Below are 25,230 nucleotides of genomic sequence, written 5' to 3' on the forward strand. Positions count from 1 at the left end.
ATAGTTGACAAGACGATGATGACTCTTCTCAGCCATCGTGGTCTTGGCTCCGCGTCGAGGAAGGGTCTGCCTGCCCAGGACATGTTTTTGAAGGCGACAGGGACACAAACCCAGAGGAGATTGAAATGGCGCACAACATCGGTCAAATGTTCTATTTCGGCGAAAGGCCATGGCACACACTCGGGACAAAGCTAACCAAGCCGGCAAATCTTGAGGAGGCGCTGGCTGCCGGCGGCCTCGACTGGACAGTCAGCATGCACCCCTTGGTGCTCCAGGACGAGCACCAGTCCGACGCGCCGCAACGAAAAGCAATCGTGCGTAACGACGTGCCTTCCGGTCTGGCCGGCCGAGTCCTAGGCGTTGTCCATCCAGACTTCAAGGTTCTGCAGAATCGCGAAGGTGCAGAACTGTTCGATTCACTGTTCGGTAAGGGCGAACGGGTGTATCACACGGGCGGCTACCTAAAAAAGGGCGAGGTGGTCTGGCTGTTGGCGAAGCTGCCGCAGGGCATCGTTTTGCCTGGCGAGGACAAGCTCGATACCTACCTCCTGTTTAGCAACAGCCATGACGGGACGTTGCCAATTGACATTCGTTTGACAACGGTACGGGTGGTTTGCAACAACACTTTGACGATTGCCCTTAGAAAGCGAGATCAAGCACACGTTTTCCGACGGAGCCACAGTGGGAGCCACGAAGTGTTGAAAGCAGAGGCCGAAGCCTTCTTCAAGGCCGTGCTCCTTCAGCAAAGCGAAGCTGAGGCATCGATGGCTAAGCTGATTGATGCCAAATGCACGGACGACGCTTTCATTGCCTTTCTAAAGAAGCTCATACCCGAGCCTACCCGGCCGGCAACTGCGAACACCAGTGCCGCGGTGGCGCGCGGGCATGACTCCCGTGTCGCCAACGCCGCGGAAAAACGCCAGCAGATCATGGACCTTCACTTGAATGGGCGCACGGTCGAGTGCGCTTCGAGAATCGTCATTCCGCCGGCCGAAAAGAACTGGTGGGGTGGCTTGAACTCCATCACAGCTTGGGTCGATCATTTCAGTGAATTCGACGGCGACCGCTACGCGAACACTCTGTTCGGCACCGGGGATCGGATCAAGACCGATGCCCTTAAGCGCATCTTGCTGGAGGCAAAGCTGGCCTAATTGGCTGCGGGACCCTCCAAAGCGAGACGTGCTCGCCCGACAAGGGCTCTTTTTTCACTTCGTGCATTGGAGCGCGATTTCGGGAGACGTGTTCGTTGGCTTGAGGGGGTGTCTTGCGGCTGCCTCGAAGCGCCTGCGGACGGCCTTCCCCAGCGTGCGCATGCGCGTCAGGTCGAGTCTCCGGCAAAGGAAGCACGAAGTTAAGAAAGCACGAAGTTGAGAAAGCACGACGGCGATACCCGCCTTGCCGAATTGCTGGAAGCCAGCGAGGCGCTGGACGAAGACATGGGCAAGCTGCTCGGCAAGTGCCAGCCACGATCGAAGCGCGGCATCATCGCCACGGCGCTGTGCGGCGCCGCCTTCGAGCATGCGTTGAGCCAGCGCGTGCTGATAAGCGCCGGATTGACTGGCACGGCACTGGCTTTGCGCAGGCTGCACGTCGAGGCCGTGGTGCGGGCCGTCTGGACCGCCCAGTGCGCCAATGACGAATGGCTGGAAAAGTTGACCGCGCCCGTTGACGGACCCGATCACGAGGAGCCTGCACCGAAGGTGGGTATCGCGACCATGCTGTCCCATATCAAGCGGGAGGTTCCGAACCTCGCTGCCGAGTTCGCGCGCCTGCTTACCACGATCAAGGCGATGCATTTCATTTGTGCACATCGGTTCGCAGGCAGTCGTGCACGCTCTAATGCCGTCGTACCCCAGCGAGAAATTGATTGCCGTCGTTTGGAATCGAAACCTGATGGTGTTGTACGTGGCGAATGCCGCAGTCATCGCAGCCCAAGACCCTGGCCTCGTCCCCCGCATGCGCCTGCTCCGGGAAAAGCATGGCGCGTGCATGCCGCCGACTTCAGCAGGGCGGAACTGCGCACGGGCAGTACGCGCCCGCCGAAAGGCAGAATATGGTCCACAGACTAGCGTCGAGGCCGCCCCCCAATCCGTCCTTGACACCGCCAATCGAAAAGAAATATGAATCAAGACTTCAAGAATGCCCTCTGGGCCACGGCCAACAAGCTGCGCGGCTCTATAGACCCCTCGGACTACAAGTACCCCGTTTTGGGCCTCATTTTCTTGAAGTACGTGTCAGAAGCGTTCGTCGCCCGGCAGACCGAGTTGGAACTCGCATTCGCCGACCCGGCAAACGATCTGTTCCTAAAGAACGAGAAGGCCCGCGCAGTGGCCCTTGAGGAGCGGGACTACTACACCATGGAGAACGTCTTCTGGGTGCCCGAACGCGCCCGGTGGGCCTTCATCCAAGCCAACGCCAAGCAATCGAAGATCGCCATGCTGCTTGACGAGGCCATGGGCCTCATTGAGGCGGACAACCCGAAGCTGGACAACCTGCTGCCTAAGGTCTACGTGAAAACGGTGCTGGAGACGAATACGCTCGGCTCACTCATTGACCTAGTCGCCACCGTGCAGTTCGACGGGAAAGACGGCGGCGACGTTCTGGGCGATGTTTACGAGTACTTCTTGGGGAACTTCGCTGGTGCCGAGGGGAAGAACGCCGGCGAGTTCTACACCACGAAGCCTATCGTAAAGGTTCTGGTAGAGGTCCTTGCCCCGCGCAAGGGAAAAATCTACGACCCGGCGTGCGGCGCCGGCGGCATGTTCGTTTCCTCCAAGCAGTTCACCGTTCTGCATGGCGGCAAAGCAAGCGACGTCTCAATCTACGGTCAGGAGCGCAACCCCAACACCTGGAAGCTAGCCGCCATGAACCTGGCCATTCGTGGGTTGGACTTCAACCTCGGCGACGCGAACGGGGACACGTTCTCGAGCGACAAGCACCCCACTCTAAAGGCGGACTACATCCTGATGAACCCGCCGTTCGGAAAAGAGAGCGAATGGCCGAGAGAGTCGTTGTTGAAGGACCCCCGCTGGAGCTATGGTATTCCGCCTGCAAAGCCGGCCCACTTCGCATGGCTGCAGCATGCGCTGCATCACTTGAGCAGCAAGGGGCAAGCCGGTGTGGTCATGGCCAACGGCACGCTGACCACCACTGCCGGTGGCGAGGATGTGATTCGCCAAAAAATGGTCGAGGACGACGTCGTGGAGTGCATCGTCGCGCTGCCCGGCCAGCTCTTCCTCAACACACAGATTCCTTGTTGCCTTTGGTTTTTTGCCAAGGACAAGACTAAGAACGGGCGGGACCGCTCAGGAGAAGTTCTGTTTATAGATGCTCGGAAGCTTGGATTCATGAAATCACGAGTGAACCGCGACTTGGGGGAGGCAGACGTTCAAAAGATTGCTCAAGCTGTCCATCTTTGGAGGGAAGATGCAGACCGCATCTCGGTCAAGGATGAGGATGAGATGCAGGTCTACCAGGACGTCCCCGGATTCTGCAAGTCGGCCACACTGGAGGAAATAAGGGGTCACGGTTACGTTCTTGCCCCTGGCCGGTATACGGGCTCGCACGCCGCTGAAAATGACGACGACGAGAGCTTCAAAGAGAGACTGGATGCTCTTGTTGGAGAGCTCAAGGGGCTATTCAGGCGAAGTGACGACTTGCGCGATGAGGTTCGGACTAGCCTGAAGGAGCTTGGGTATGAGCTCTGAAGTCAAACTCGCCAACGTCACGTCTCTGATTGCCGACTGCCCGCACAGCACGCCGAAGTGGATGGACAGTGGCGTCGTTGTCCTCAGAAACCAATACATCAAAGACGGCCGCCTCTATCTCGATGCACCGTCGTTCACCGACGAAGCACATTTCAAGCAGCGCGTGCGTCGGGCCATCCCAACTTATAAGGACATCGTGCTGACGCGCGAAGCTCCTATCGGCCAGCTTTGCCAGATTCCGAAGGGCTTGAAGTGCTGCCTCGGTCAGCGGCTGGTGCTCATTCGACCGGATCCTGAAAAGGTTGATCCCGACTTCTTGTTCTACAGCTTACGGTCCCCAGTTCTGCAGAAGCAGATGCTTGTGGTCGAAGGCGAAGGCACTACGGTCAGCAACCTTCGTATTCCGTACATCGAAAACCTGCGGCTTCCCCTGCCAGCCCGGCCCGCGCAGGAGCGTGCAGCGGCTCTTCTTCGCGCGATTGACGACCAGCTCGAGGTCCTTGAGAACCAGAACGCCGCCTTGGAGAGTGTGGGGCGCGCGGTCTTCGAGTCGTGGTTCGTTAACTTTGACCCTTTGTTGACTCAAAGCGAGGACACCCCAGTACCTGTTCCTTCTGCATACCCTTGCGCGTTGGGCGAGACCGAGCTGGGCCCCGTGCCGCACGGGTGGGATGTCTGCGCGTTCTCCGAGACTGTGAACATTCATAGCGGTGGTACTCCGAAGACGGCCGTACCGGCATACTGGGGAGGCCCGGTGCCTTGGTTTTCAGTTGCGGACGCGCCAGCTCCTGGCCAAGTGTTCGTTCTTCGCACGGAGAAGACCATCACGGAAGCGGGCCTGGCGAATTCGGCTGCGAAGCTACTTCCTCAGCGGTCCACGATCATTTCGGCTAGGGGAACCGTCGGGAAAACAGGCATGGTGGAAGGCAAGATGACCATCAACCAGTCTTGCTACGCCCTCTCCACAAAGCGAAAAGCCGGTGAGTACTGGGTGTACTTCCAGACACTCGCCCTCATCACCAAACTCCGACAAATAGCTCACGGCGGCGTGTTCGACACCATCACCAGAGCAACGTTCGAGGGTGTAAAGGTGGTGTGGCCGGACGAAGCAACCTTGAGCGAGTACAACGAAAGATCCAAGCCCCTCTTTGATGCCATAGTTGTGAATGGCCGCACCCATGCAGCTCTGATGGAGTTGCGTGACACGCTTCTTCCCCGGCTCATCTCGGGGCAACTGGCCCCAGCAATCGCGGAGGCGGCCGTAGCGGAGCTTCTGGCTGCCTAACGAGGCGGTGCCCTGACCGGCTTGGATTACATTCGCACGGTCTTAGCGCCCCACCTACCTACGCCCATGGCCAAAATCACCGAGAGCGAAGTCGAAGAAGCGGCCATTGGCTGGCTCCAAGAGCTCGGCTATGACTACGGCTATGGCCCGGACATCACCGGCGAAGGCGGCGAGCGGGACGACCACCGGCAGGTCGTCCTTGCTGACAGGCTGCTGGGGGCCCTCAAGCGAATCAACCCGGGCCTGCCCGCGGTGACCATGAAGAAGGCCGTCGCCATCCTTTCCGCCTTCGACAACCCGGACTTGGTCGAGTCGAACCGGGCGTTCCACCGTCTCGTAGTTGACGGGGTACGGGTGTCGTATGCCGCCCATGGTCAGCAGAAGGACACCATCGTCCAAGTGGTGGACTTCGAGAACCCCGAGAACAACGACTGGTACGTGGTTAATCAGTTCACCGTCCAAGGACCGAAGCACACCTGCCGGCCAGACTTGGTGGTGTTCCTGAACGGCCTTCCTCTCGTGGTCATCGAACTGAAGAACCCGGCGGACGAGAGCGCGGATATCTGGAAGGCTTACGACCAGATGCAGAACTACAAGAAGGACATCCGCGCCGTCTTCCACCACAACGCGTTCTGCCTCATCTCGGATTTCTCGAACGCACGCATGGGCTCGCTCACCGCCAATAAAGAGCGGTACATGGCCTGGCGGACTGTTGACGGTGTGAACCTCGACCCTTTCGGCCCTGGCCAAGAACTTGAAACACTGCTTCGCGGCGTATTCCAGAAGGGGCTGCTACTCAGGTACTTGCGCAACTTCATCCTCTTCGAGGTCGAAGGCACCCTAGTCAAGAAGATTGCGGGGTACCACCAAATCCATGCCGTTCTGGCGCTAGCCGAGAGCGTCGTGTGCGCCGCCGCACCTGGCGGGAATCGCAAAGGCGGGGTTGTGTGGCATACGCAGGGCGCCGGCAAGTCCATCGAGATGGTGTGCTCTGGCTCTGTGCTGCTGACGGAGCCCGCCCTGAAGAACCCAACACTTGTCATCGTCACGGACCGCAATGACCTTGACGGTCAACTTTTCGAGACGTTCTCCCGAAATGCCGAACTGCTCCGGGAAGCCCCCATCCAGGCTGAGTCTCGGGATGAGTTGCGGAAGCTCCTGAACGGCCGGCCGTCTGGCGGCGTCATCTTCACGACGGTCCAGAAGTTTGCTCTGGAGGCCGGCGAGGAGAAATTTCCTCAGCTCACCACACGCGAAAACGTTGTGGTCATCTGCGACGAAGCGCACCGCAGCCAATACGGCCTGACTGCACAACTCAGTCAGAAGGATGGCGCTATCCGATACGGGCATGCCAAGCACATGCGCGACGCGCTGCCGAGCGCAACTTTTGTGGCCTTCACCGGGACCCCGGTCAGCAGCACTGATCGCGACACCCGGGCTGTGTTCGGCGACTACGTCCACATCTACGACATCGAGCAGGCTGTGAAGGATGGGGCTACGGTCCCCGTTTACTACGAAAGCCGGTTGGTCAAGCTCGACCTCAAGCCCGAAGAAACTCCGCACATCGACGAGCAGGTCGAGGAGCTCGCCGAGGACGAAGAAGAGCTGGAGACGTCTGCGCGCTACCGCAAGTGGGCCGCGCTCGAGAAGATTGTGGCCGCGCAGCCGCGGGTCGCCAAGGTCGCCAAGGACTTGGTTGGCCATTTTGGGGCAAGAGCACAAGTGGAGTTCGGCAAGGCCATGGTTGTCGCCATGAGCCGGGAAGCCTGCGTGCGGCTCTACGACGAAATCGTCAAGCTGCGGCCGCACTGGCACGATGACGACCCCTCCACGGGCGCCATCAAAATCGTCATGACCGGAAGCTCCAGCGACAAGCCCCACATCCGTGAGCACGTGTATTCCAAGGACACGCGCAAGCTCCTCGAGAAGCGATTCAAGGATGAAGCTGATCCTCTGCAGCTAGTCATCGTACGTGACATGTGGCTCACCGGCTTTGACGCACCTGTCGTGAACGCGCTGTACGTGGACAAGCCGATGAAGGGCCACAACTTGATGCAAGCCATCGCCCGTGCAAACCGGGTGTTCAAGGACAAGCCCGGCGGCTTGGTGGTCGATTACATCGGTATCGCCGGTGAGCTGAAGCTCGCACTGAAGGAGTACACGGCCAGTAAGGGCAAAGGCAGACCAACTGTGGACGCCGCGGAAGCCTTCGCGAAATTTCTGGACGAGATGGACATTCTGCGTGGGTTGCTGCACGGATGCGACTACTTAGAGTTCCGCGCAAAGGCGCTCAGCGTCCTGCCGAAGGCCGTTGACCACATCCTGAAACAGACCCATAAGGAGAAGGCTAAGGAAGGTCGCCGTCTGTTCGCCGACCACACGGTGGCGGCCGGGAAAGCGTTTGCCCTATCGTGCACTCTTGACGAGGCGGCACCCTACCTGGAGGAGCTCGCCTTCTTCCAAGCCGTCAAAGCGGTGCTCACGAAGGCGGACCCTCGCAAGGCGCTGAGTGACGAGGCTAAAGAGCACGCCATGCGCCAGATTGTCTCCGGCGCTCTGGTGTCTGAAGAGGTGCTGGACATTTTCGAGGTGGCCGGCCTGCAGAAGCCCGACATCAGCATCCTCTCGGATGCCTTCCTCGACGACGTGCGGCATCTTGAACACCGGAACCTAGCCGTCGAACTCCTCGAGCGCCTGTTGAACGACGAAATCAGATCTCGCTTTCGGACGAACGTCGTCTCCAAGAACAAGTTCTCGGACCTACTCGAAGCGGCGTTGAACCGCTACAAGGCACGGGCAGTTGAGACGGCACAAATCATCGAAGAGCTCATTGCAATGGCCAAGGAGTTCCGCCAAGCAGCCAGCAGGGGCGCCGAACTCGGTCTGGACACCGACGAGTTGGCCTTCTACGACGCGCTCACTCGCAACGAAGCCTCCGTCCGCGAACTCGGTGACGCGACCCTGAGGCTGATTGCCCAAGAGTTGACCAAAAAACTAAAGGCAAGCGCCTCGGTAGACTGGTCCAGACGTGACTCCGTGCGAGCAGCCATGCGGGTGAAGGTTCGGCACATCCTTACGAACCACAAGTACCCGCCTGACATGGAGGCGGCCGCCATCGACATGGTGATGAAGCAAGCAGAAGTGCTGTCGGACGAGTGGGCGACCGCGTAAAGCGCCGGCCGTCTAGTACTTGACCGGGGGTTGACATGAAGGTTCTTGTTGCTTGCCTTGAAGACAAAGCGTTCGAGTATCAAGGAGAGGCCGGCCAGCTAAATTACTCGGACTCCTGGCCCCACTTTTGGATGCCGTGCGTTATGGGCGACGACTGGCTACAACGGGTCAACTGCCAAGTGCAGGCTCCCCCGGCCGAATTCAGACGCCTCGACTCCGCCGGGTTCGTTCTTTACGCCACAAAGCAAGACGCGGAGGCGTTCTCGTCGTGGCTGCCAGAAGCACTTGCCGCGGTCGAACATGGCTATCGAACCATGCGGGGGTAGGCGAGCCTGACGCCGGCCATCAGCGTTCCCACCGGCCTGACGACGAGAAGCGCATGGTGGACATCCTGGACCGCGGCGAGTACGACCTGCGCCTCACGTGCCCGGTTGGTCAGGAGCCAAAATTCTTCAGGCAGTGGATGCGCCGCAGGCTGAGCCGAAACCCCAAAACCCCCCGTCTTGACCGGGGGCGAGGGAAGACGAAGGCGTTTTGCTTTTCGATGGTAGGGATGATGGAAAATCTTCGAGAAGTCCTTGAAACCCGCATGAAATATACATAGACGGCGGACACACTCTCCGCCACGGCGCCTAATCCGCCGCCAAAGCACCCCCAAACCAACCGAACTCAGCCAGGGCCGCGCCGCAGTGACGCGCGAACTGGAAAATGAAGCCTTCGTCGATACCGCTCGCGCGAGGGGGCTATCGGCGTAATTTGCGCGCACGCACATTTCGCGTGCGAATGACCACGACAACGGGCGCACATCTTGCATCCGGAAAGTGTTTCAAGGCGCATACGGCAAGACCTGGGTTCCACCCCGCAGTCGAGGCCCTGAATCGACTTTTTTCTTCCCGCCCGCCAGTTTCTGAGTTCGCCAAGTTCGACCGCGATGCAAGTGCCGTGCACTGAACCCTGTACGGCGAGACGCTCGCGCCGTGCCACAAAGGTTCCGCACCAGCATTTGGACTTTCATGAACTACCACACCACGTCGCCGAGTCCGAGGTTGTCGACCGCACCGTCCATTCCCCGCACGGCCGGACCGGCCATCCTTGCGTACTCCGGCATCGTCCTGCTGTGGCTGGTGATGCTGGTCATCTCCGACCCGTGGGGCAGCTATCCGCTCAATGACGATTGGGTGTATTCCCTCGCCGTGAAATCGCTGCTGGAGAGCGGCGTTTATCACTTCCCGAGCCCATCGAGCGCCAACGTCGGCCCCCAGGTGTTCTGGGGCGCGCTCTTCTGCCTGCCATTCGGCTTTTCGTTCGAGGCCCTTCGCATCTCGACCTCGGTACTTGGATTGATCGGCGCGCTCGTGTTGTTTCGAACCCTCGAAACACTCACGGATGACTGGAAGAGGTCCCTGTTCGGCACCTTGGCGCTGTTGGTCAATCCGCTGTATTTCGGTCTCTCCAGCACCTACATGACCGATGTGCCCTTCGTTGCATGCTCGATCGTTGCCATCCACTTCTTCGTGCTCGGCTTCCGGCGCCAATCCAGCAAGCATCTGCTCATCGCCATTGGCGTGTCGATGCTGGTCATCCTGATCCGGCAACTCGGCATCTGCCTCTTGATCGGCTTCGCCGTCGCCCACGTCGTGCAGGAGAAGTTCAGCATGCGATCCGTCGTCAAGGGACTCGTGGTCGTCGGCCTTGGTGCGGCGCTGCACCTTGGGTATCAGTACTGGATGGTGCACACGGGGCGGATCTCTTTGGCCGCCACACATTCGGACGTGAGCAAATTTGCGCCAAGCTGGCACGACGGTGTCGCCGCCCTTGGAACGTCCGCCAAGATCGTGAGCTACCTCGGGCTCTTCTTTCTTCCACTGGCCGCGCTCTTCAGTTTCAGGCCACGTCGGCCAGAGCTCGAACGCTACGAGAAAAAGCTGTTCGTCGCACTCGGGATCTTCGGGCTCGTACTGACTGCATTGCTCTTCCTGACGGGCAAGACGATCCCGAGCCTGGGCAACGTGCTGATGCCTTTTGGTTTGGGGCCGCTGACCTTGCGCGACACCTACCTGCTGTCGATCAACCTGCCAGTGATTCCCCGGGTTCTGCAACTCGCGTGGCAGGCCATGACCATCCTGTCCGTCATGGCGGTGACAGTGGCGCTTTATTTTCTCGCCACCCGTTTTGCGCGCGGCGCAAATTCGCAGAAGCACTCCGCGTGGTGGCACAACCCTCTTCTTTCATTCCTGCTGGGAACTGCGGGCTCCTACTTCCTGGTGCTGCTCTATGCGGCCGGCCATTTCCCGATCTTTGACCGCTATCTGCTGTTCTTCCTGCCGCTGCTGATGGTGGCCTTGTTTTCCGCCGACCGCGCTTCTCTACCTGCCATGCGCGGTGCTCGCCTTGTCACGTCGGCGTTCTGCATGCTGGCGATGGCAGTGTTCTCCGTGGCCGCCACGCACGACTACGTCGCATGGGGCAAGACGCGCTGGCAGGCAACCGAGGAGCTTGTCCGCAGCGACAAGATCGACCCCCGGCAGATCGACGGCGGCTATGAATTCAACGGCTGGTACATCTACGACGCAGGCTACGTCCCCACACCCGGCAAGAGCTACTGGTGGGTGGTCAATGACGCCTACGTCATCGCGTCAGGACCCATGGCCGGCTATGACGAGATCAAGCGCCATGCCTACGACAGGTGGTTGCTCGGCGAGACCGCGCACGTGCTGGTGCTGAAGAAGGCCGCGCCCTGAATCAAGCCATTCCCGGTGCGTCGGTGAACACGAAGCGATGGATGAGCACATAAGCAAACGCCGCCATCGGCAACGCGAGCAGCGCCTGGGCCAGGATCTCCCCTTGCACCCACTGCCTGACGAGGGCCAGCAAGAGCAGGTTCACGCCATAGATGCACGCATAAGCCCCCACGAACCGCACCAGACGCCCGCGCAGCGATGCGCGAAACACCAGCGTGCCGGTCGTGAAGAAATTGAATCCGATGCCCGCGACATTGGCCAGCAGAAGCGCCAGCCAGATTGGCGCTCCGACAACGATCAGCGCACCGTAGACGGCAAACCCGAACGCGGTGTTGAGCCCGCCGACCGCCAGGTAGCGCAGGAAGCGAACAACGTGCGCCGGCGTGCGTGTCGCATGCGTCATCGCTTGACGGCCACCAGCCCGTAGCCCAGCGGATCATCGCGCGATCCCCAGCCAAAGTGCAGCGCCAGATGGGCCGCGAGCAGAAACGCGATCGCGCCCGGCATGAGCAACAGTGCCAGCGGCCACGACCAGATCGCCGAACGCCAGCCTGCCGGCCGAACCAGGCGAACCAGCATCACGATGATCTTGTTGGCGACCACCGCCACGTCATTGCCACGCTCCTCGATGCGCTGGACATCGAGGCCGGCGCGCTCTGTCAGCGCTGCCAAGCCGTAGCGCGTGAAGCGCTGATAGTCGTTGGGCAGATGGTGCAGCCGCGCCGACCACGGCACGGTGAGCACCAGCGTTCCGCCGGTCTTCAGCAGCCGGCTCAGCTCGGACATGAAGTAGCCCGGGTCAGGCACGTGCTCGAGCACCTCGGAACACAGGATGTGATCGAAGCTCCCGTCGCCAAATGGCATTCTTGCGCCGTCGTAGTACACGACATCGCGCTGCCGCGACATGCCGAATTCGCGGTCAGCCGATTCGACATCGAGGCCGACATACGCGGCGTCTTGCAGCATTTCCCTCCACGGCGAAAGTCCCGCGCCAACATCCAGCACCCTGCCGCGCAGTCCCACCAACTCCCGCCTGAGGAATCGGAAGGTCGTCAGGAACTGCAGGTCCAGCACGCACCGCAACGCGAAGAGCCCCCGGTCCTCGCTTGGCGGCCGGATGGCAATGGGCTTGAATGCTTCGGCCAGGATGCTCTCCGCTATCTCGCCTTGCCATCGGCAAGGAGTTCTGTCGTCTTGCCGTTGCGGATTAGCGCCGAGCGGATGAGCCTCGGCCTTCCCTTCACTTCAGCGATGATCTTTGCGACGTACTCGCCCACCAGGCCGATCGCGAAGAGGTTGGCGGAGCCGAACATGAGGATCAGGATCTGCAAGGTGGTGGCGCCCTGTGCGGCAATTGTCGGAAACAGCAGCTTCAGGATGACGGTCGCCACCGCGAGGAAGCTCGACAGTATCAGCGCGATGATGCCCGTCGTGGTCAGCAGCGTGAGTGGTGTGTTGCTGAACGAGAAGATGCCTTTCTTCGCCCACTCGATGTTCTTGAACAGGTTGTTCGTGGAGTGCCCGAACATGCGCTCGGGCCGAACATAGTCCACTCCCGTTTGCCGGAATCCGACGTAGGCGCGCAAGCCCCGCACGAAGAGGTCGCGCTCCGGGCAGTTGAGCAGCCAGCCGATCACGCGCCGGTCCATCAGCGAAAAATCGCCGGCGTCGTGCGGGATCGGTATGTAGCTGAATTTCGCGAAGACCCGGTAGAAGAGCTTGTACATCAGGCCCCAGGCGAAGGGCATCTCGCGCTGCACCCTTCGTCCATACACCACGTCCCATCCCGCTTCCCACTGCGCGTAAAACTTCTCGATCAGCTCCGGCGGGTCCTGCAGGTCGCCGTCCAGGAGCACCACGCCGTCCTTGGTGCAAAGTTCCATCCCGCTGCGAAACGCCATCTGCGAGCCGAAGTTGCGCGAGTGCGAGATGCCGATCACGTGGGAGTCGTTTTCACTCAACTCGCGAATGACTTGCGCACTCGCGTCGGGGCTGCAGTCGTTGACGAAAATGATCTCGTAGTCGATGTCCAGCTTCTTGAAGGTGTCGGTCAGGCGCCGGTACATCACCGGTATCGCCTCGCCGTCCTTGTAGCAGGCGATGATCGCGCTGACGCTTCTGCGGCGCGCGTTCGGGTCCCGCTTGGTCGCGGCCGCATGCTCCACGTCGCTCAGTTGCCTGACCCACTGCGCGGTCGACAGCATGCCTTCCGCGAGCGAAACACGCGGCGCCCAGTCGAGCAGTGCGAACGCCTTGCGCGGGTCGGCGTACCAGTCAGCCAGGTCCCATGCGCGGCCCTCCATGGTGCCGAACCGCGGCGCTTCGTCGATCGCGAACAGCTTTTTGGTCTGCGATGCGAGTTCAGCGATCGTCGTCCTGACGCCGGTTCCGATGTTGAAGCTCTCGCCATAGATGCCGGGCCGCATGGATGTCGCGGTGCGCACGAACGCGGACACCACGTCGTCCACATGAATGAAGTCGCGCGATGTCCTCGCATCGACGAAAGGCGGAAGCTGGCCGGCCAGCGCCTTGCGCAGCAGCGTCGGCATCAAGCGCGAGGTGTCTTCGTACGGGCCGTACACCGCATACAGCCGCAGGTTCGCGCAGGGGAAGCGCTTCTGCTTGCCCATGTAGCGCAGGAAGCTGGCAACGGCGACCTTGGAAACCGAATAGTGGCTGTTCGGCTCGCAGGGACTGTCTTCCGCAGGCGCCGTGCAGTTCGTGCCGTACTCGGATGAACTGCCGGCGTGGACGAAGGCCGCAAAGGGCATGTCTTGCACCAGCGTGATCAGGTTGACGATCGACTGAAAATTGGTCTGGTAGATCAGGCTTCCGTCTTCCTCGAACGAATAGGCGCCGTAGGCGGCGCAGTCGAAAATCGTCTGCGGCCGCAGGCTGGTGACGAGATTCTTGGTGGCTGCAGGGTCGTTCAGGTCCGCCGCGACGATCTGTTCGTCCTTCACATCGGCCATGCGCCAGTTCTTCGAACGCCGCACGGCTGCGAAGACATCGGAGCGCTCGGCCGCAATCGCACGAAAGAGATTGATGCCGATGAAGCCCGAGGCGCCCGTCACCAGGATCGGACCGCGCAGCGCGCGGATCAGGTCCTTGAGGTCGGCACTCGCGGGCATGCTCACAGGAGCCGCTTTCTCCTGCGCAATATGCAGCTCGCGCAACACGCTGACCGGCGCGGCCTCGTGCTGGGCATTCGGGTATTCCGTCTCGGGGTGGCCAAACGATTTCATGCCTGTCCAATCGCCGACAAGAGACTCTGCGCGTCCAGTCCGGACGAGCGCCGGAGATAGCCTTGGGATCCGTAGCGGTCGTAGTGGTGCGCCTTGGCGTAGAGGTGGACGAAGCGCCCCGCCGTCAGGTCGCCGTCCACCAACGTGAACGCGAGTTCCGATCCGAGACCGCCGCGCCGCACGTGCTCTTCTGCAACGCAAAGAATGGAAGAATGGGCAAGCTGCGCGACAAGCGCCTGCGGCATCGGATTCTTCGCGATCGGCAGTTCCGACACGGCCCACAGGTGAGGACGACGATCGAACGGCAGCGACTCCACCGCCCCGATGTAGGTGCCGGCCAGCGGCCCGAGCGCAATCACCACGGCGTCGCTTCCGCCTTCGCAGAGTTCGCGCCACGCGGCGTACGGCGGTATCACGTAATCCTTGGGCTTTTCACCGCGGCCCAGCCGCAGATAGGACGCGCCCTTGCCAGCGCCGGCGCGCTCGACAGCGGACCCGACGTCTTCGTCGAACACGGGCACATACACCGACATGTTCGGCAGGCACAGCATCACCGCGCAGTCCTCGATGGCATGGTGCGTCGGCCCCATCACGCCGTAGCCGTATCCCCCGCCGTTGCCGACGAGCTTGACCGGCAGGCCGTGGAAGGCGACGTCGTTGCGAATCTGCTCGAACGGCCGCGCATAGCAGAAGGGCGCGATGCTGTAGGCCCACACATCGAAACGCTGCCGCGCCAGTCCGGCGGCCACCGAGATCATGTTCTGCTCGGCAACGCCAGCGTTGATGAAGCGAATGCCGAGCGCGGCCTGAAGCGGTTCGAGCGCCATGAAGCCCAGGTCGCCGGTGAGAAAGATCATGCGCTCGTTGGTCGAGCGCTGGACCATTGCATCGCAGAACTGGGTTCTCATGTCGCCACCAGTTCAGTCGTCAATTCATCCATGGCCCGTTCGAACTGCTCCGCCGAGATGGGCAGGTAGTGCGAGTCCATGCGACCTTCGAGGAAGCTGACACCCTTGCCCTTGCTGGTCTTCAGGATGATGAAAGAAGGGCGCGTGCCACGCGTTTGCAAGGCCGCGCGAATGGCGTCGAGATCGTGCCCGTCGATCACCTGCAGGTCGATGTCGAAACCCTTCAGGCGCTCCCACAGCGGAAACATGGACGCCACCTCATGCGTGGAGCCAAAGCCCTGCAAGCCGTTGTGATCCACCAGCACCGAGAGATTCGACAACCTGTGATGCGACGCAAAGACCAAGGCCTCCCAGGTCGATCCTTCCTGCCACTCGCCATCGGAAGTCAGGCAGACCACGCGCCCGTCGGAGCCGTCGAATCGCATGGCCAGCGCAGTGCCGGCGGCCAGCGACAGGCCGTGGCCGAGGCTGCCCGTTGCGAACAGGATGTCCGGAATGCCGGACGCGGGGGGATGGCCTGCCAGCAAGGTTCCATCCTTGTGGAACATCGACAGATCCTTGTCGCTCAATCGCCCGATGCTCCAGAGCGCCGTGTACAACGCGCCGGCGGAGTGACCCTTGGAGAGCACGAAGCGATCCTGCTTGCGCAGGACGTCGTGGAACGAAACCATCATGGCGTCGATGCATGACAGATTGCCGCCGATATGACCCACGCCGCTTTCGAAATGCATTTTCAAAAGTTGTCGGCGCGCCTTGTTGACTTCGAATGCTGTGATCACGGGTTTCTGCTTTCGTAGTTGCTGTGGACTGCCGAAGCGGCGCAGGCCGAAGGAGCCTGCGCCCGAAGAAAAAGATCAACATGCCAACGTTGAGGCTTTGATGGCTTCCGGTTGGCACATCGGAAGTCTTGCGTCCAACGTATGCAACCTGGGGCCTTGTCGTCAGCCAGGCGTTCGTAGCGTCAACGCACGATGTGTGCCAGTTGTGCGGAGAGCTTCGAGGCCAATGCAGGTTTGTGTAGACGCTACAGACTGCACTGCTCTATTAGCACGAGGTGAGGAATCAGCAGTCGCAAGTTGCTTCGAACGCCAGTGCAAGAAGAAGTCGGTGCGCGTCATCACCAGCGTGGTGCGCCACACAGACACAAGACCTCTCTCACCCTCTCCAAGGCCCTTGTTTCAAGAGCGCGCATTCAGTTGTCGCAACAAGAAGCGGACTCACGCGCGCATGTTTGAAGGACAAGGCCTACGTGCGAAGAGACCCACTGTCAGACGACACGCCGTCACGATGTTGTAGCTCTCGCAAGCCATGCTTCTGGCACCGAAATTGCACCTTCATATAAAGAAAAAGATAGGAGACGAGACGTCCGGCAACTGCCGGTTACATGGCTCTTCAAACCAGGCCTTCGGGCGAGTCTGATGCTGTCTACTTCTGCAACCGGCTTCCGTGAAACGCCCTTGTCAGCATTGGGAAAATTCAGTCCCTTGCTGGACCTGGTCCTCAGGACCGGGGATCTGGTGATCTTCGTGATGAGCGGCGTGCTTGCTTATGCAGTGCGCTTCGGCACCATGGAGATGAGCACCGACTACGTGCATGTGGTAACGAGAGGTGTGTTGTTCGCAGTGATCGTGCTCAACGGCAGTTCACTGTACAGGCGCCGGCGCGGTCGCGCGATGGGGGCCGAACTGTTCAAGCTCGTGAACCTGTGGGTACTCATGTTCTGCATGATGGCCGTGTATGCGCTGGCCATGCGGGATGGCAACGACACATCGAGACTGTGGTGGGGCGGCTGGCTCTTGTTCAGCATTGGTGGCGCCGCTCTCTTGCGACTCGCTGTGCGCGCAACGGCACGCTGGCTCAGCGTTCAGCGCGTCGATACGCGCGTCTCGGTGGTGGTGGGTGCCAATCCCGATGCACAACGCCTGGTCGACTCCATTCGGCGCGACGATTCCTGTGGCATCGAGGTGCGCGGCTGGTTCTCGACGCATTCCGACCGGGGTGAATTGACGGGCGCACCGATGCTGGGCCGGCTCGACAACCTTGGCGCCTTCGTGGAGTCACGCAGCATCGACCTGGTCTGGCTCGCGTTGCCCATGCGGGATCAATCGAAGATCTCCTACGCCCTCAACCAGCTGAAGCACTCCACGGCCGACATCAAGTTGGTGCCTGACCTGTTCGGCCTGCACCTTCTGAACCATTCAGTGGAAGAGATTGCCGGATTGCCGGTGATCACCTTGCAGCAGACGCCACTGCAGGGCGAGGCGCGCGTGATCAAGGCGCTGGAGGACATCGTGTTGTCGGCGCTCATCCTGATGATGATCTCGCCCTTGATGCTAGCGATCGCCATCGCGGTCAAGCTCGATTCACCCGGCCCGGTGTTCTATCGACAGGAACGCGTCAGCTGGAACAACAGGAAGTTCTGGATGCTGAAGTTCAGGTCGATGTCTGTGGATGCAGAACAGGCCAGCGGCGCCGTGTGGGCCAAGCCCGGCGAGTCGCGCGCAACGCGCATCGGTGCGTTCCTGCGCCGCACGAGCCTCGATGAACTGCCGCAGTTCATCAACGTGCTGACGGGCGACATGTCCATTGTCGGACCGCGGCCCGAGAGGCCGATCTTCGTCGACCAGTTCAAGCACCAGATCCCCGACTACATGAAGAAGCACATGGTCAAGGCCGGCATCACCGGATGGGCGCAGGTCAATGGCTGGAGAGGCTCCACCGACCTGTCCAAGCGCGTCGAGTGCGACATCTACTACATCGAGAACTGGTCGCTGAAATTCGATCTGCAGATCATCGCGCTGACCCTCATCAAGGGCTTCGTCAACAAGAACGCCTACTGACATGAAAGTCGCTCTTGTTCACTACTGGTTGGTCGGCATGCGCGGAGGCGAGAAGGTCCTCGAAGTGCTGTGCGACCTGTACCCCGACGCAGACATCTTCACGCTGGTGTGCGATCCGCAGGCCATTTCGGACAAGCTCAAGCGGCATCGCATCACCACGTCCTTCCTGCAAAAGATCGGCGGCGTGAAGCACTACCAGAAGATGCTTCCGCTGATGCCCTACGCGCTCGAGTCTTTCGACATGACGGGCTACGACCTGGTCATTTCCGTGGAGGCCGGCCCTGCCAAGGGCATCATTCCCGGCCCGGACGCCATGCACATCTGCATCTGCTGTTCGCCGATGCGCTACATCTGGGATTTGTATCCCCAGTACCGTGCATCGGCAGGTCCGCTGACGCGCGCCGTGATGTCGTTGACGGCGCCATCGCTGCGCCAATGGGACGTGAGCACCTCGCATCGCGTCGATCACTTCATCGCCATATCGGCCATCGTGGCCCGGCGCATCGAGAAGTACTACCGCCGCACTTCGCACATCGTCCATCCGCCGGTGAACCTGTCGCGCTTCACCCCTGTGGCGCAGGCGGGCGACTACTACCTTTGTGCGGGGCAAATCACGCCCTACAAGAGGATCGATATTGCCGTCGAGGCTTGCACGCGGATGGGCAAGCCACTCGTCGTCATCGGCGGAGGCGCGAGCCCTGCGCTGCGTCGCCTGGCCGGCCCGACGGTGGAGTTCCTGGGCGCGGTCGATGACGCGACCATGACGCACCACTTCGCACACTGCAAGGCCTTGCTGTTTCCGGGCGTGGAAGATTTCGGCATCGTTCCGCTGGAGGTGACGGCCAGTGGTCGGCCGGTCATCGCCTATGCCAAGGGCGGCGCACTGGAAACCGTGGTCGAAGGAAGCACGGGCCTGTTCTTCCACGAACAAAGCCCGGAGGCCATGATCGATGCGATCGAGCGCTTCGAAGCCGCGGCGGGCGCCTACTGCCCGGACGTGATGCAGGCGCACGCGCGAACCTTCGACACGGAAGTGTTCAGGGCGCGGCTGTCCGAACACATCGACTCCCTGCTTGCCGGCCAACGGCGCCTTCCCGCCTGACGAGGCACACGCATGGAATCGATCCCCATCGCCGTCTTCTGGTGCATTGCCGTGTGGACCTTGTTCCTTCCGCGGCAGGCGATGGTGTACCTGTTCTTCGCCTCCATGCCTTTCGGCTCCTTCGCGGCCATTCCCACGGAAGTGACCGGGGGCCTCACGCTGACGCCGACGCCGATTGTTGCCATCTTGCTGATCGTGCGGCAATTGGGCAGCCTGAGTGGCTTTGCGCAAGCACTCGACACCGCGTTGAAGCGGTCCGGTCTGCTCCTGCTGTTTCTCTTCTGGCTCGTGGCGGGCATTGCGACCATGTTCATGCCGCGCTTCTTTTCGGGCACGGTTCAGATCGTGCCGGTGCGCGCCGGCGCGCTGTCGGACACCGCGCCCCTGGTGCCGACCGTGCAGAACATTTCGCAATTCGTGTACATCAGCATTTCGGTGCTGACGGTCTTCACCTTCGCGCGCATGCTGCGCGCAAAGTCCATGCGGCGGCACGCGCTGATGGCGCTGTGCCTGGGTGCGGCGCTGACGGTTTTCACTGGCGGCCTCGATGTGGCGTCGCAGTATCTGCCGCTCCAGCCTGTTCTTGAACTCTTTCGCACCGCGAGCTACGCCTTGCTCACGGACGTGGAAGTGCTGGACGTCAAGCGCGTCGTCGGGCTGATGCCGGAGGCATCGTCTTTCGGAAGCCTGGCGCTGGCCTTCCTGGCGTCGCTCTACTTCTTCCGGCGCGCGATGGCAAAGGGCGCGCTGCGCGATCGCGTGGTTCCCTTGTTGATGGGCGTGTTGCTGTTGATGGTGTGGCTGTCGACCTCGTCGGCGGCCTTCCTGGGGCTTGGTCTTTTTGTTGCCGCCGCAACGGCGGAGTGGTGCTGGCGCGTGTTGGCAGCGGGCCGCAACCCTTACCTTCGACGCGGAATCACCAACGAGTTCTGGCTGGGCGCCGTGGGGATATGCCTGTTCCTCCTGGTCATCCTTGCCGTTCCGCGGTTGTTCGCTCCCATACAAGAGATGTTCGACGTGATGGTGCTGCAAAAGTCCACCACCGACTCCTTCGAGGAGCGCAGCATGTGGACGCAGGTGTCCCTGAACGCGCTGCTGGCGACCCATGGTCTTGGTGTTGGCCTGGGAGGCACGCGCGCCTCCAACTTTGCCGTCGCCATGGCCAGCAATGCGGGCGTGATCGGCGCGACCTTCTACTTCCTGTTCGTGTTCCAGACCCTGTTGATCCGCAAAGCAGCACGAGACGACGCACAAGGGCAAGCACTGCTGTCGGCCGTCCGCTGGTCCTACCTGCCCGCGTTCTTCTCCAGCTTGATGGTGGGCACCACGCCGGACTTCGGCTTGTTCAACGCGTTCTTCTACGGCTTTGCGGTGGCGATCGCAAGCAATGCCCTGGAGGCCACGGCGCAGGCGCCGCCCGCAACGGCGCGCCGCACGAACAACGCGTTGCGCCACCACCCGCAGCAGCGCCTGGTCATCCAACGGAGCGCGCATGCCGACCGATGAACGCCCGAGCATGGCCAGCCGCGCGGTCGGGGCCGGCGCGTGGACGGTCGGCACGCGGCTCGCCGCCAAGCTGATCGACCTGGCCATGCTTCTGTGCCTGGCGCGCTTCCTGGGGCCAGCGGAATTCGGCCTGGTGGCCATGGCGATGGCCGCGGTGTACATCGTCGAAGCCTTGTTCGAACTGCCCACGGCCGCCGCGCTGATTCGTGTGCCGGAACTGACGGCCGACATGCTGCACACGGCCTTCACGCTCAGCGTCCTGCGTGGGCTCTTCATCGCGCTGCTCCTGCTTGCGGTTGCCTGGCCGCTGGCGGCGTTCAACAACGAGCCGAGGCTGACCGGCTTGCTTGCGGTGCTGGCGTTGGCGCCGGTGATGCGTGGGCTGGTCAATCCGCGCATGGTGGAATATGCGCGCGCCTTCAACTTCCGTCCCGACGCGGTGATGGAGTTGTCCGGCAAGTCCGTTGCATTCGTCGTGTCGGTCGTCATCGCGGTCGTCACGCGAAGCTACTGGGCCATTGCGGCCGCCACCGTGTGTGCGCCGCTGGTGTCGGCGATCTTGTCGTACTTCATCGCACCCTTGCGCCTGCGCCTGACGCTTTCGCACTGGACGCAGTTCTCGAGCCTGGTGGGCTGGAACTTTCTCTCCCAGGTGTGCGCGGCCCTGAATTGGCAGATTGACCGGCTGCTGCTGCCGCGGCTCATCAGCGTGACGGCGTTCGGCCAGTACGCCATGGGCAAGCAGATATCGGAGATCCCCATCCAGGCCCTGATCCAGCCCCTGATTCGTCCGGCCATGGCGGCGATGGCCTCGGGCGGCGACGGCAGGGCTTCGCGCTATCTGCAGTTGTCCCGTGCCATCGCGCTCGTGATGGGCCCGGTCATCGGCGTTCTCTTGTTGTGGCCGGAGGCGCTGGTCCGAGTGGCGCTGGGGCCGGCCTGGGCGCCCGTTGCGGAGTGGTTGCGATGGATCAGCGCGGTCGCATGGCTCTCGCTGCCTTCCATGCTGATGGCACCCTTGGCCATGACCCTGGACCGCACACGCTGGGTGGCCATCCGCACCCTGATCGAATTGCTGGTCAGGCTGCCGCTGGTGTGGTTGGGCGCCGTGCAGTATGGCATTCCAGGCGCCATCGCCGGGAGTGCCATCGCCACCGTGGCGGGAACGCTGACCACGATGTTCATCGTGCGCCGCCTCATCGGCATCGGCTTGACGGCCCAGGTCATGACGCTGGCGAGGCCCATGCTGGCGATGCTTGTCGCAGGTGGGCTTCTGTGGTTCACGAAGCCCATGCTGTTGGCCGCCTCCAGCACGGCTGGATTGCTGATGTGGGCCGTGCCCCTGGGCGTGCTGTATCTGCTGGTCTATGCACTGGTGGCCTGGCTGGCGTGGCGGCTGGCGGGTCGGCCGCCTGGATTGGAACAGCACTTGCTGAACATCATTCGCAAGCGATTCGCCGGGGCGCGGGCCAGTGGCAGCCCTTCGGCTGCCCGCATGCCAACGAGTCCGAATGACGCAATGGAGGCCCATGTCAAACAATCCCATTGATCAGATGCCGCTTGTCGTGAGCCAGGGCAGGGCCTTGCCCAGCCTGGTCATCAACGGCAAGTTCCTGCAGCGCGAAACGAGTCGATCCGGCGTCTATCGGGTGGCGCGCGAATTGTTGATGGCGCTGGATGCGCTGTTCGCCAGCAATCCGGCGCTAGCCGCGGCCGTGCCGTGCCGCGTGCTCGTGCCGCGCGGCCAGGACCCGAACCTGCGGCTGTCGCGCATTCGCGTGCAAAGCGGCCATCGGCCGGGCGAGGTCGGGCCCTTGCTGCGCCGGCTCAACGGGGTGCTGTGGGAACAGCTGGTGCTTCCGCGTCTTGCCAGGGGCGAGACGCTTGTCAGCCTTTGCAACATGGGGCCGTTCGGGCATCGCGATGCCTTCACCATGGTCCATGACGCACAGGTCTACAGTTCGCCCGACTCCTATTCCCTGGCGTTCCGGACCTGGTACCGCACGATGCTGCCCAGGCTCGGCCAACGCAACAAGGCCTTGCTGACGGTGTCCCAGTTTTCACGTGAGCAACTGGACCACTTCGGCGTGGCCGCTGCCGCGCAGATCCGCGTGATCCACAACGGATGCGACCACATCCTGAGGATTGCCCCGGATGACGCCAAGGTGGAAGCGGCCGGTCTGGCGGGCAAGCGCTACGTGGTCGCCTTGGCCAACACCCAGCCGCACAAGAACATCGCGGTGCTTTTGAAGGCCTTTCACTCGCCCGCGCTGCGCGACGTCACGCTGGTGCTCTTCGGGCCTGCGAAGCGCAAGGATTTCGAGCGCCTGGGCCACCCGGTCCCGCCCAACGCCATGTTCCTGGGATTCATCAGCGACGAAGAACTGTCGGGCCTGATCCGGCAGGCGAGCGCGCTGGCCTTTCCCTCGACCACGGAAGGCTTCGGGATTCCGCCGCTGGAGGCGATGGTGCTCGGGTGTCCGGTCATCGCCGCGCCTTGCGGCGCACTTCCCGAAGTCTGCGGCGACGCCGTGCTGTGGGCCGACGCCCACGACCCCGATCCATGGGTGAGCCAGATCGTGCGGATGTGCACCGATGAAGCGCTTCGCCAAGACATGCGGCAACGTGGACGTGTGCACGCTGCGCATTTCACATGGGACAGGGCCGCGCGCTGCTTGCTCGAGACAGTGCTCGGGCAACCGTTGGCCGCCACCGGACTGATGAAGGCGGCGCCCACACCAGCTTCAGCGCCGATGCATCACCCGCTGCCGACGGAGCTTGCGCTGTGATGCCTCCAACGATTTCAGTGGTGCTCGCCACTTTCAACGGAGAGGCATTCCTGGAGAAGCAACTTGCCAGCCTGGCATGTCAAAGCAAGGCGCCTCTCGAGTTGATCGTTTCGGACGACGGCTCCACCGATCGCACGAACGACATCATCGATCGATTCCGCCAGACCGCCCCGTTTCCGGTCATTCACCGGAAGAACCCCGTCGCAAAAGGCTTTCGGGAAAACTTTCTTGCGGCGGCTGGCTTGGCCAGCGGCGACTGGATTTCCTTTTGCGACCAGGACGATGTGTGGCGCGAAGACAAACTGGAGGTGTGCGCAAGGCACATGACGCAGCAGGGCGTCACGCAAATCGTGCATCAGGCCACCTTGATCGACGAAGACGATTGGCCCCTCGGGAGCTATGACCAGGGCATCGTCGCGACGGCCGTCAAGGCGCAGCTTGCCTACGACGTGTGGTCGACGTTCTGGGGATTCTCGATGCTTGTGGACCGACGCATCCTGGGCCTTGTGCCGCCGGATCAGCGCTTCGTCGACTACATCGATGACCGCCATCTCATTGCGCATGACCGATGGGCTTTCTTTCTTGGCCAGACCTTGGGCAAGACCGTGGAAATCGCGGAGCCATTGGCCGCATATCGCCAGCATGGAAAGAACATCTACGGAAAGTCGACCGGTCGATTGGTCAAGAAAACCGTCGAGGCGCTCAAGGCGGAGAACGCCGTGTATGTCGCGGCGACACGAAAGATGCTGCAACTGGTCGAAGCCATGCCTGCGGATACCGGGCGGGACTTTCCGTGCTTCGATCGAAAGAAGGCCGTGGATGTCTACGAACGGGCGCTGCGCCAACTGCAAGGAAGGGGCGCTGTCTACGACGGCAACCGGATTTCCGCCCTGTTCCGGAGCCTGGCCATGCTGGTGGGCGGAGGCTATCGCAACGCGCAAGACAGTTCGCTGCGCTGGCGCTCCTTTCTCAGGGACGTCATGGTGTCGGTCGCAAGACGCTAGAAGCTGGAAAAGGCCACTGATTCATGAATCTGAAAATCGCCATCGCCATCGCGACTGCCGGTCGGCGGGAATTGCTGGCCGACACCGTCCGCTTCCTCGCAAGACAGTCCCGACCTGCGGATGAATTGCTCATCTGCCCGGCGCGGCCCGAGGATCTTGAGCCCGCTTGCCTTGAGGGATTTCCTTCCCCCACCCGCATCGTCTCCGGGCCGATCGGCCTGCCGGCACAGCGCAACGCGCTGATCGACGCGACGGACGCGGATGTCATCGTCTTCTTTGACGACGACTTCCTGCCTGCCGACGACTACCTGAAGGAAATCGAGAACTTGTTCAACGTGCAGGTGGACGTGGTCGTGGCGACCGGCAAGGTGTTGGCAGATGGCATCCTCGGCCCCGGATTGAGCTATGAGGAAGGGGCGCATTTTCTTGCACAGGCCGTTCCTGATTCAGCCCCTTCATCGCTCTCGCCAACGTACAACGCCTACGGCTGCAACATGGCGATCCGGCTGGCACCGGTGCGCCTGCAAAACTATCGCTTCGACGAGCGATTGCCGCTGTATGGCTGGCTGGAAGACGTGGACTTTTCAAGGCAGCTCGCGCCGCATGGGCGCATCGTGAAAGCGAGCGTGCTCAAAGGGGTCCACCTGGGAACCAAGAAGTCCGGTCGAAGCCGGGGCAAGCCCTTGGGCTATTCGCAGGTGGCCAACCGCATTTACATCATGCGCAAGGGCCACATGTCGCCACGCCAGGCCTTCGAAGGAACCATGAAGAACATCCTTGCCAACCTGCTTCGCAGCCTGAGGCCGGAGCCCTGGGTCGACAGGCGGGGCCGATTGGCAGGCAACGTCCTGGCCCTGTGGGACTGGGTTCGGGGCCGCGTGGACCCCGGGCGCATTCTTCGCTTCTGAGGGATGGTGCCCATGAAAGTGTCA

Annotated in this window: 19 protein-coding genes; 14 read left to right on the plus strand and 5 right to left on the minus strand. The window is 61.6% G+C overall.

The genetic code is table 11. The features are described from left to right. The first annotated feature begins 125 nt into the window (after window positions 1-125). From QTI66_RS17455 to QTI66_RS17485, 7 genes are all read left to right on the plus strand, one after another. Window positions 126-1,151, plus strand: coding sequence for a DUF932 domain-containing protein (locus tag QTI66_RS17455; RefSeq protein ID WP_286561093.1), 1,026 nt, complete (start codon window positions 126-128; stop codon window positions 1,149-1,151). Window positions 1,152-1,367: 216 nt separating this feature from the next. Then, window positions 1,368-2,069 (plus strand): DUF6988 family protein, encoded by a 702-nt coding sequence (locus QTI66_RS40115; protein ID WP_286561094.1) that lies wholly within the window; start codon window positions 1,368-1,370, stop codon window positions 2,067-2,069. Window positions 2,070-2,120: 51 nt separating this feature from the next. Beyond that, on the plus strand, window positions 2,121-3,707 hold the full coding sequence (locus QTI66_RS17465; RefSeq protein WP_286561096.1) for a type I restriction-modification system subunit M: 1,587 nt from the start codon (window positions 2,121-2,123) through the stop codon (window positions 3,705-3,707). Beyond that, entirely contained in the window at window positions 3,697-4,992 is a 1,296-nt protein-coding gene (locus QTI66_RS17470) for a restriction endonuclease subunit S (RefSeq protein WP_286561097.1), read from the plus strand. The genes QTI66_RS17465 and QTI66_RS17470 overlap by 11 nt, the downstream gene beginning before the upstream one ends. 66 nt (window positions 4,993-5,058) lie before the next feature. Then, the gene (locus QTI66_RS17475; protein WP_286561098.1) at window positions 5,059-8,163 is read left to right on the plus strand and encodes a type I restriction endonuclease subunit R; all 3,105 of its coding nucleotides are present in this window, start codon (window positions 5,059-5,061) and stop codon (window positions 8,161-8,163) included. A gap of 379 nt (window positions 8,164-8,542) precedes the next feature. Further along, on the plus strand, window positions 8,543-8,767 hold the full coding sequence (locus QTI66_RS17480; protein WP_286561100.1) for a hypothetical protein: 225 nt from the start codon (window positions 8,543-8,545) through the stop codon (window positions 8,765-8,767). Window positions 8,768-9,176: 409 nt separating this feature from the next. Next, entirely contained in the window at window positions 9,177-10,904 is a 1,728-nt protein-coding gene (locus QTI66_RS17485) for an ArnT family glycosyltransferase (RefSeq protein WP_286561101.1), read from the plus strand. 1 nt (window position 10,905) lies between these two features. Here QTI66_RS17485 and QTI66_RS17490 read toward each other — a convergent pair whose 3' ends face one another. The 5 genes from QTI66_RS17490 to QTI66_RS17510 form a co-directional block, all read right to left on the minus strand. Next, entirely contained in the window at window positions 10,906-11,307 is a 402-nt protein-coding gene (locus tag QTI66_RS17490; RefSeq protein WP_286561102.1) for a GtrA family protein, read from the minus strand. After that, complete coding sequence (locus QTI66_RS17495; protein ID WP_353506202.1) at window positions 11,304-11,978, minus strand: class I SAM-dependent methyltransferase; 675 nt, start codon at window positions 11,976-11,978, stop codon at window positions 11,304-11,306. The genes QTI66_RS17490 and QTI66_RS17495 overlap by 4 nt, the downstream gene beginning before the upstream one ends. Before the next feature lie 83 nt (window positions 11,979-12,061). Next, entirely contained in the window at window positions 12,062-14,149 is a 2,088-nt protein-coding gene (locus QTI66_RS17500; protein WP_286561103.1) for an NAD-dependent epimerase/dehydratase family protein, read from the minus strand. Beyond that, window positions 14,146-15,057 carry a transketolase family protein gene (locus QTI66_RS17505; RefSeq protein ID WP_286561104.1) on the minus strand — a complete coding sequence of 304 codons (912 nt, stop codon included), beginning with the start codon at window positions 15,055-15,057 and terminating at the stop codon, window positions 14,146-14,148. Before QTI66_RS17505 ends, QTI66_RS17500 begins: the two co-directional genes overlap by 4 nt. Further along, window positions 15,054-15,881 carry a transketolase gene (locus QTI66_RS17510; protein WP_286561501.1) on the minus strand — a complete coding sequence of 276 codons (828 nt, stop codon included), beginning with the start codon at window positions 15,879-15,881 and terminating at the stop codon, window positions 15,054-15,056. Before QTI66_RS17510 ends, QTI66_RS17505 begins: the two co-directional genes overlap by 4 nt. A gap of 594 nt (window positions 15,882-16,475) precedes the next feature. Between QTI66_RS17510 and QTI66_RS17515 the strand changes: the two genes are divergently transcribed. From QTI66_RS17515 to QTI66_RS17545, 7 genes are read left to right on the plus strand one after another with little or no spacing between them, the layout of a single operon-like run. Continuing rightward, window positions 16,476-17,897, plus strand: a complete 1,422-nt coding sequence (locus tag QTI66_RS17515; RefSeq protein WP_286561105.1) for an undecaprenyl-phosphate glucose phosphotransferase — start codon at window positions 16,476-16,478, stop codon at window positions 17,895-17,897. Between the two features lies 1 nt (window position 17,898). After that, a complete protein-coding gene (locus QTI66_RS17520; RefSeq protein ID WP_286561106.1) occupies window positions 17,899-18,999 on the plus strand; it encodes a glycosyltransferase in 1,101 nt (366 codons plus the stop codon). A gap of 12 nt (window positions 19,000-19,011) precedes the next feature. Further along, window positions 19,012-20,505, plus strand: a complete 1,494-nt coding sequence (locus QTI66_RS17525) for a hypothetical protein (RefSeq protein ID WP_286561107.1) — start codon at window positions 19,012-19,014, stop codon at window positions 20,503-20,505. Continuing rightward, the gene (locus tag QTI66_RS17530) at window positions 20,492-22,054 is read left to right on the plus strand and encodes an oligosaccharide flippase family protein (RefSeq protein WP_286561108.1); all 1,563 of its coding nucleotides are present in this window, start codon (window positions 20,492-20,494) and stop codon (window positions 22,052-22,054) included. Before QTI66_RS17525 ends, QTI66_RS17530 begins: the two co-directional genes overlap by 14 nt. Continuing rightward, window positions 22,035-23,294 (plus strand): glycosyltransferase family 4 protein, encoded by a 1,260-nt coding sequence (locus tag QTI66_RS17535; protein ID WP_286561109.1) that lies wholly within the window; start codon window positions 22,035-22,037, stop codon window positions 23,292-23,294. Before QTI66_RS17530 ends, QTI66_RS17535 begins: the two co-directional genes overlap by 20 nt. Beyond that, entirely contained in the window at window positions 23,294-24,298 is a 1,005-nt protein-coding gene (locus tag QTI66_RS17540) for a glycosyltransferase (protein WP_286561110.1), read from the plus strand. Before QTI66_RS17535 ends, QTI66_RS17540 begins: the two co-directional genes overlap by 1 nt. A gap of 23 nt (window positions 24,299-24,321) precedes the next feature. After that, window positions 24,322-25,206 carry a glycosyltransferase family 2 protein gene (locus QTI66_RS17545; protein ID WP_286561111.1) on the plus strand — a complete coding sequence of 295 codons (885 nt, stop codon included), beginning with the start codon at window positions 24,322-24,324 and terminating at the stop codon, window positions 25,204-25,206. The last annotated feature ends 24 nt before the right edge of the window (window positions 25,207-25,230 follow it).

Origin of the sequence: Variovorax brevis (assembly GCF_030317105.1) — a bacterium.
Classification (GTDB): domain Bacteria; phylum Pseudomonadota; class Gammaproteobacteria; order Burkholderiales; family Burkholderiaceae_C; genus Variovorax; species Variovorax brevis.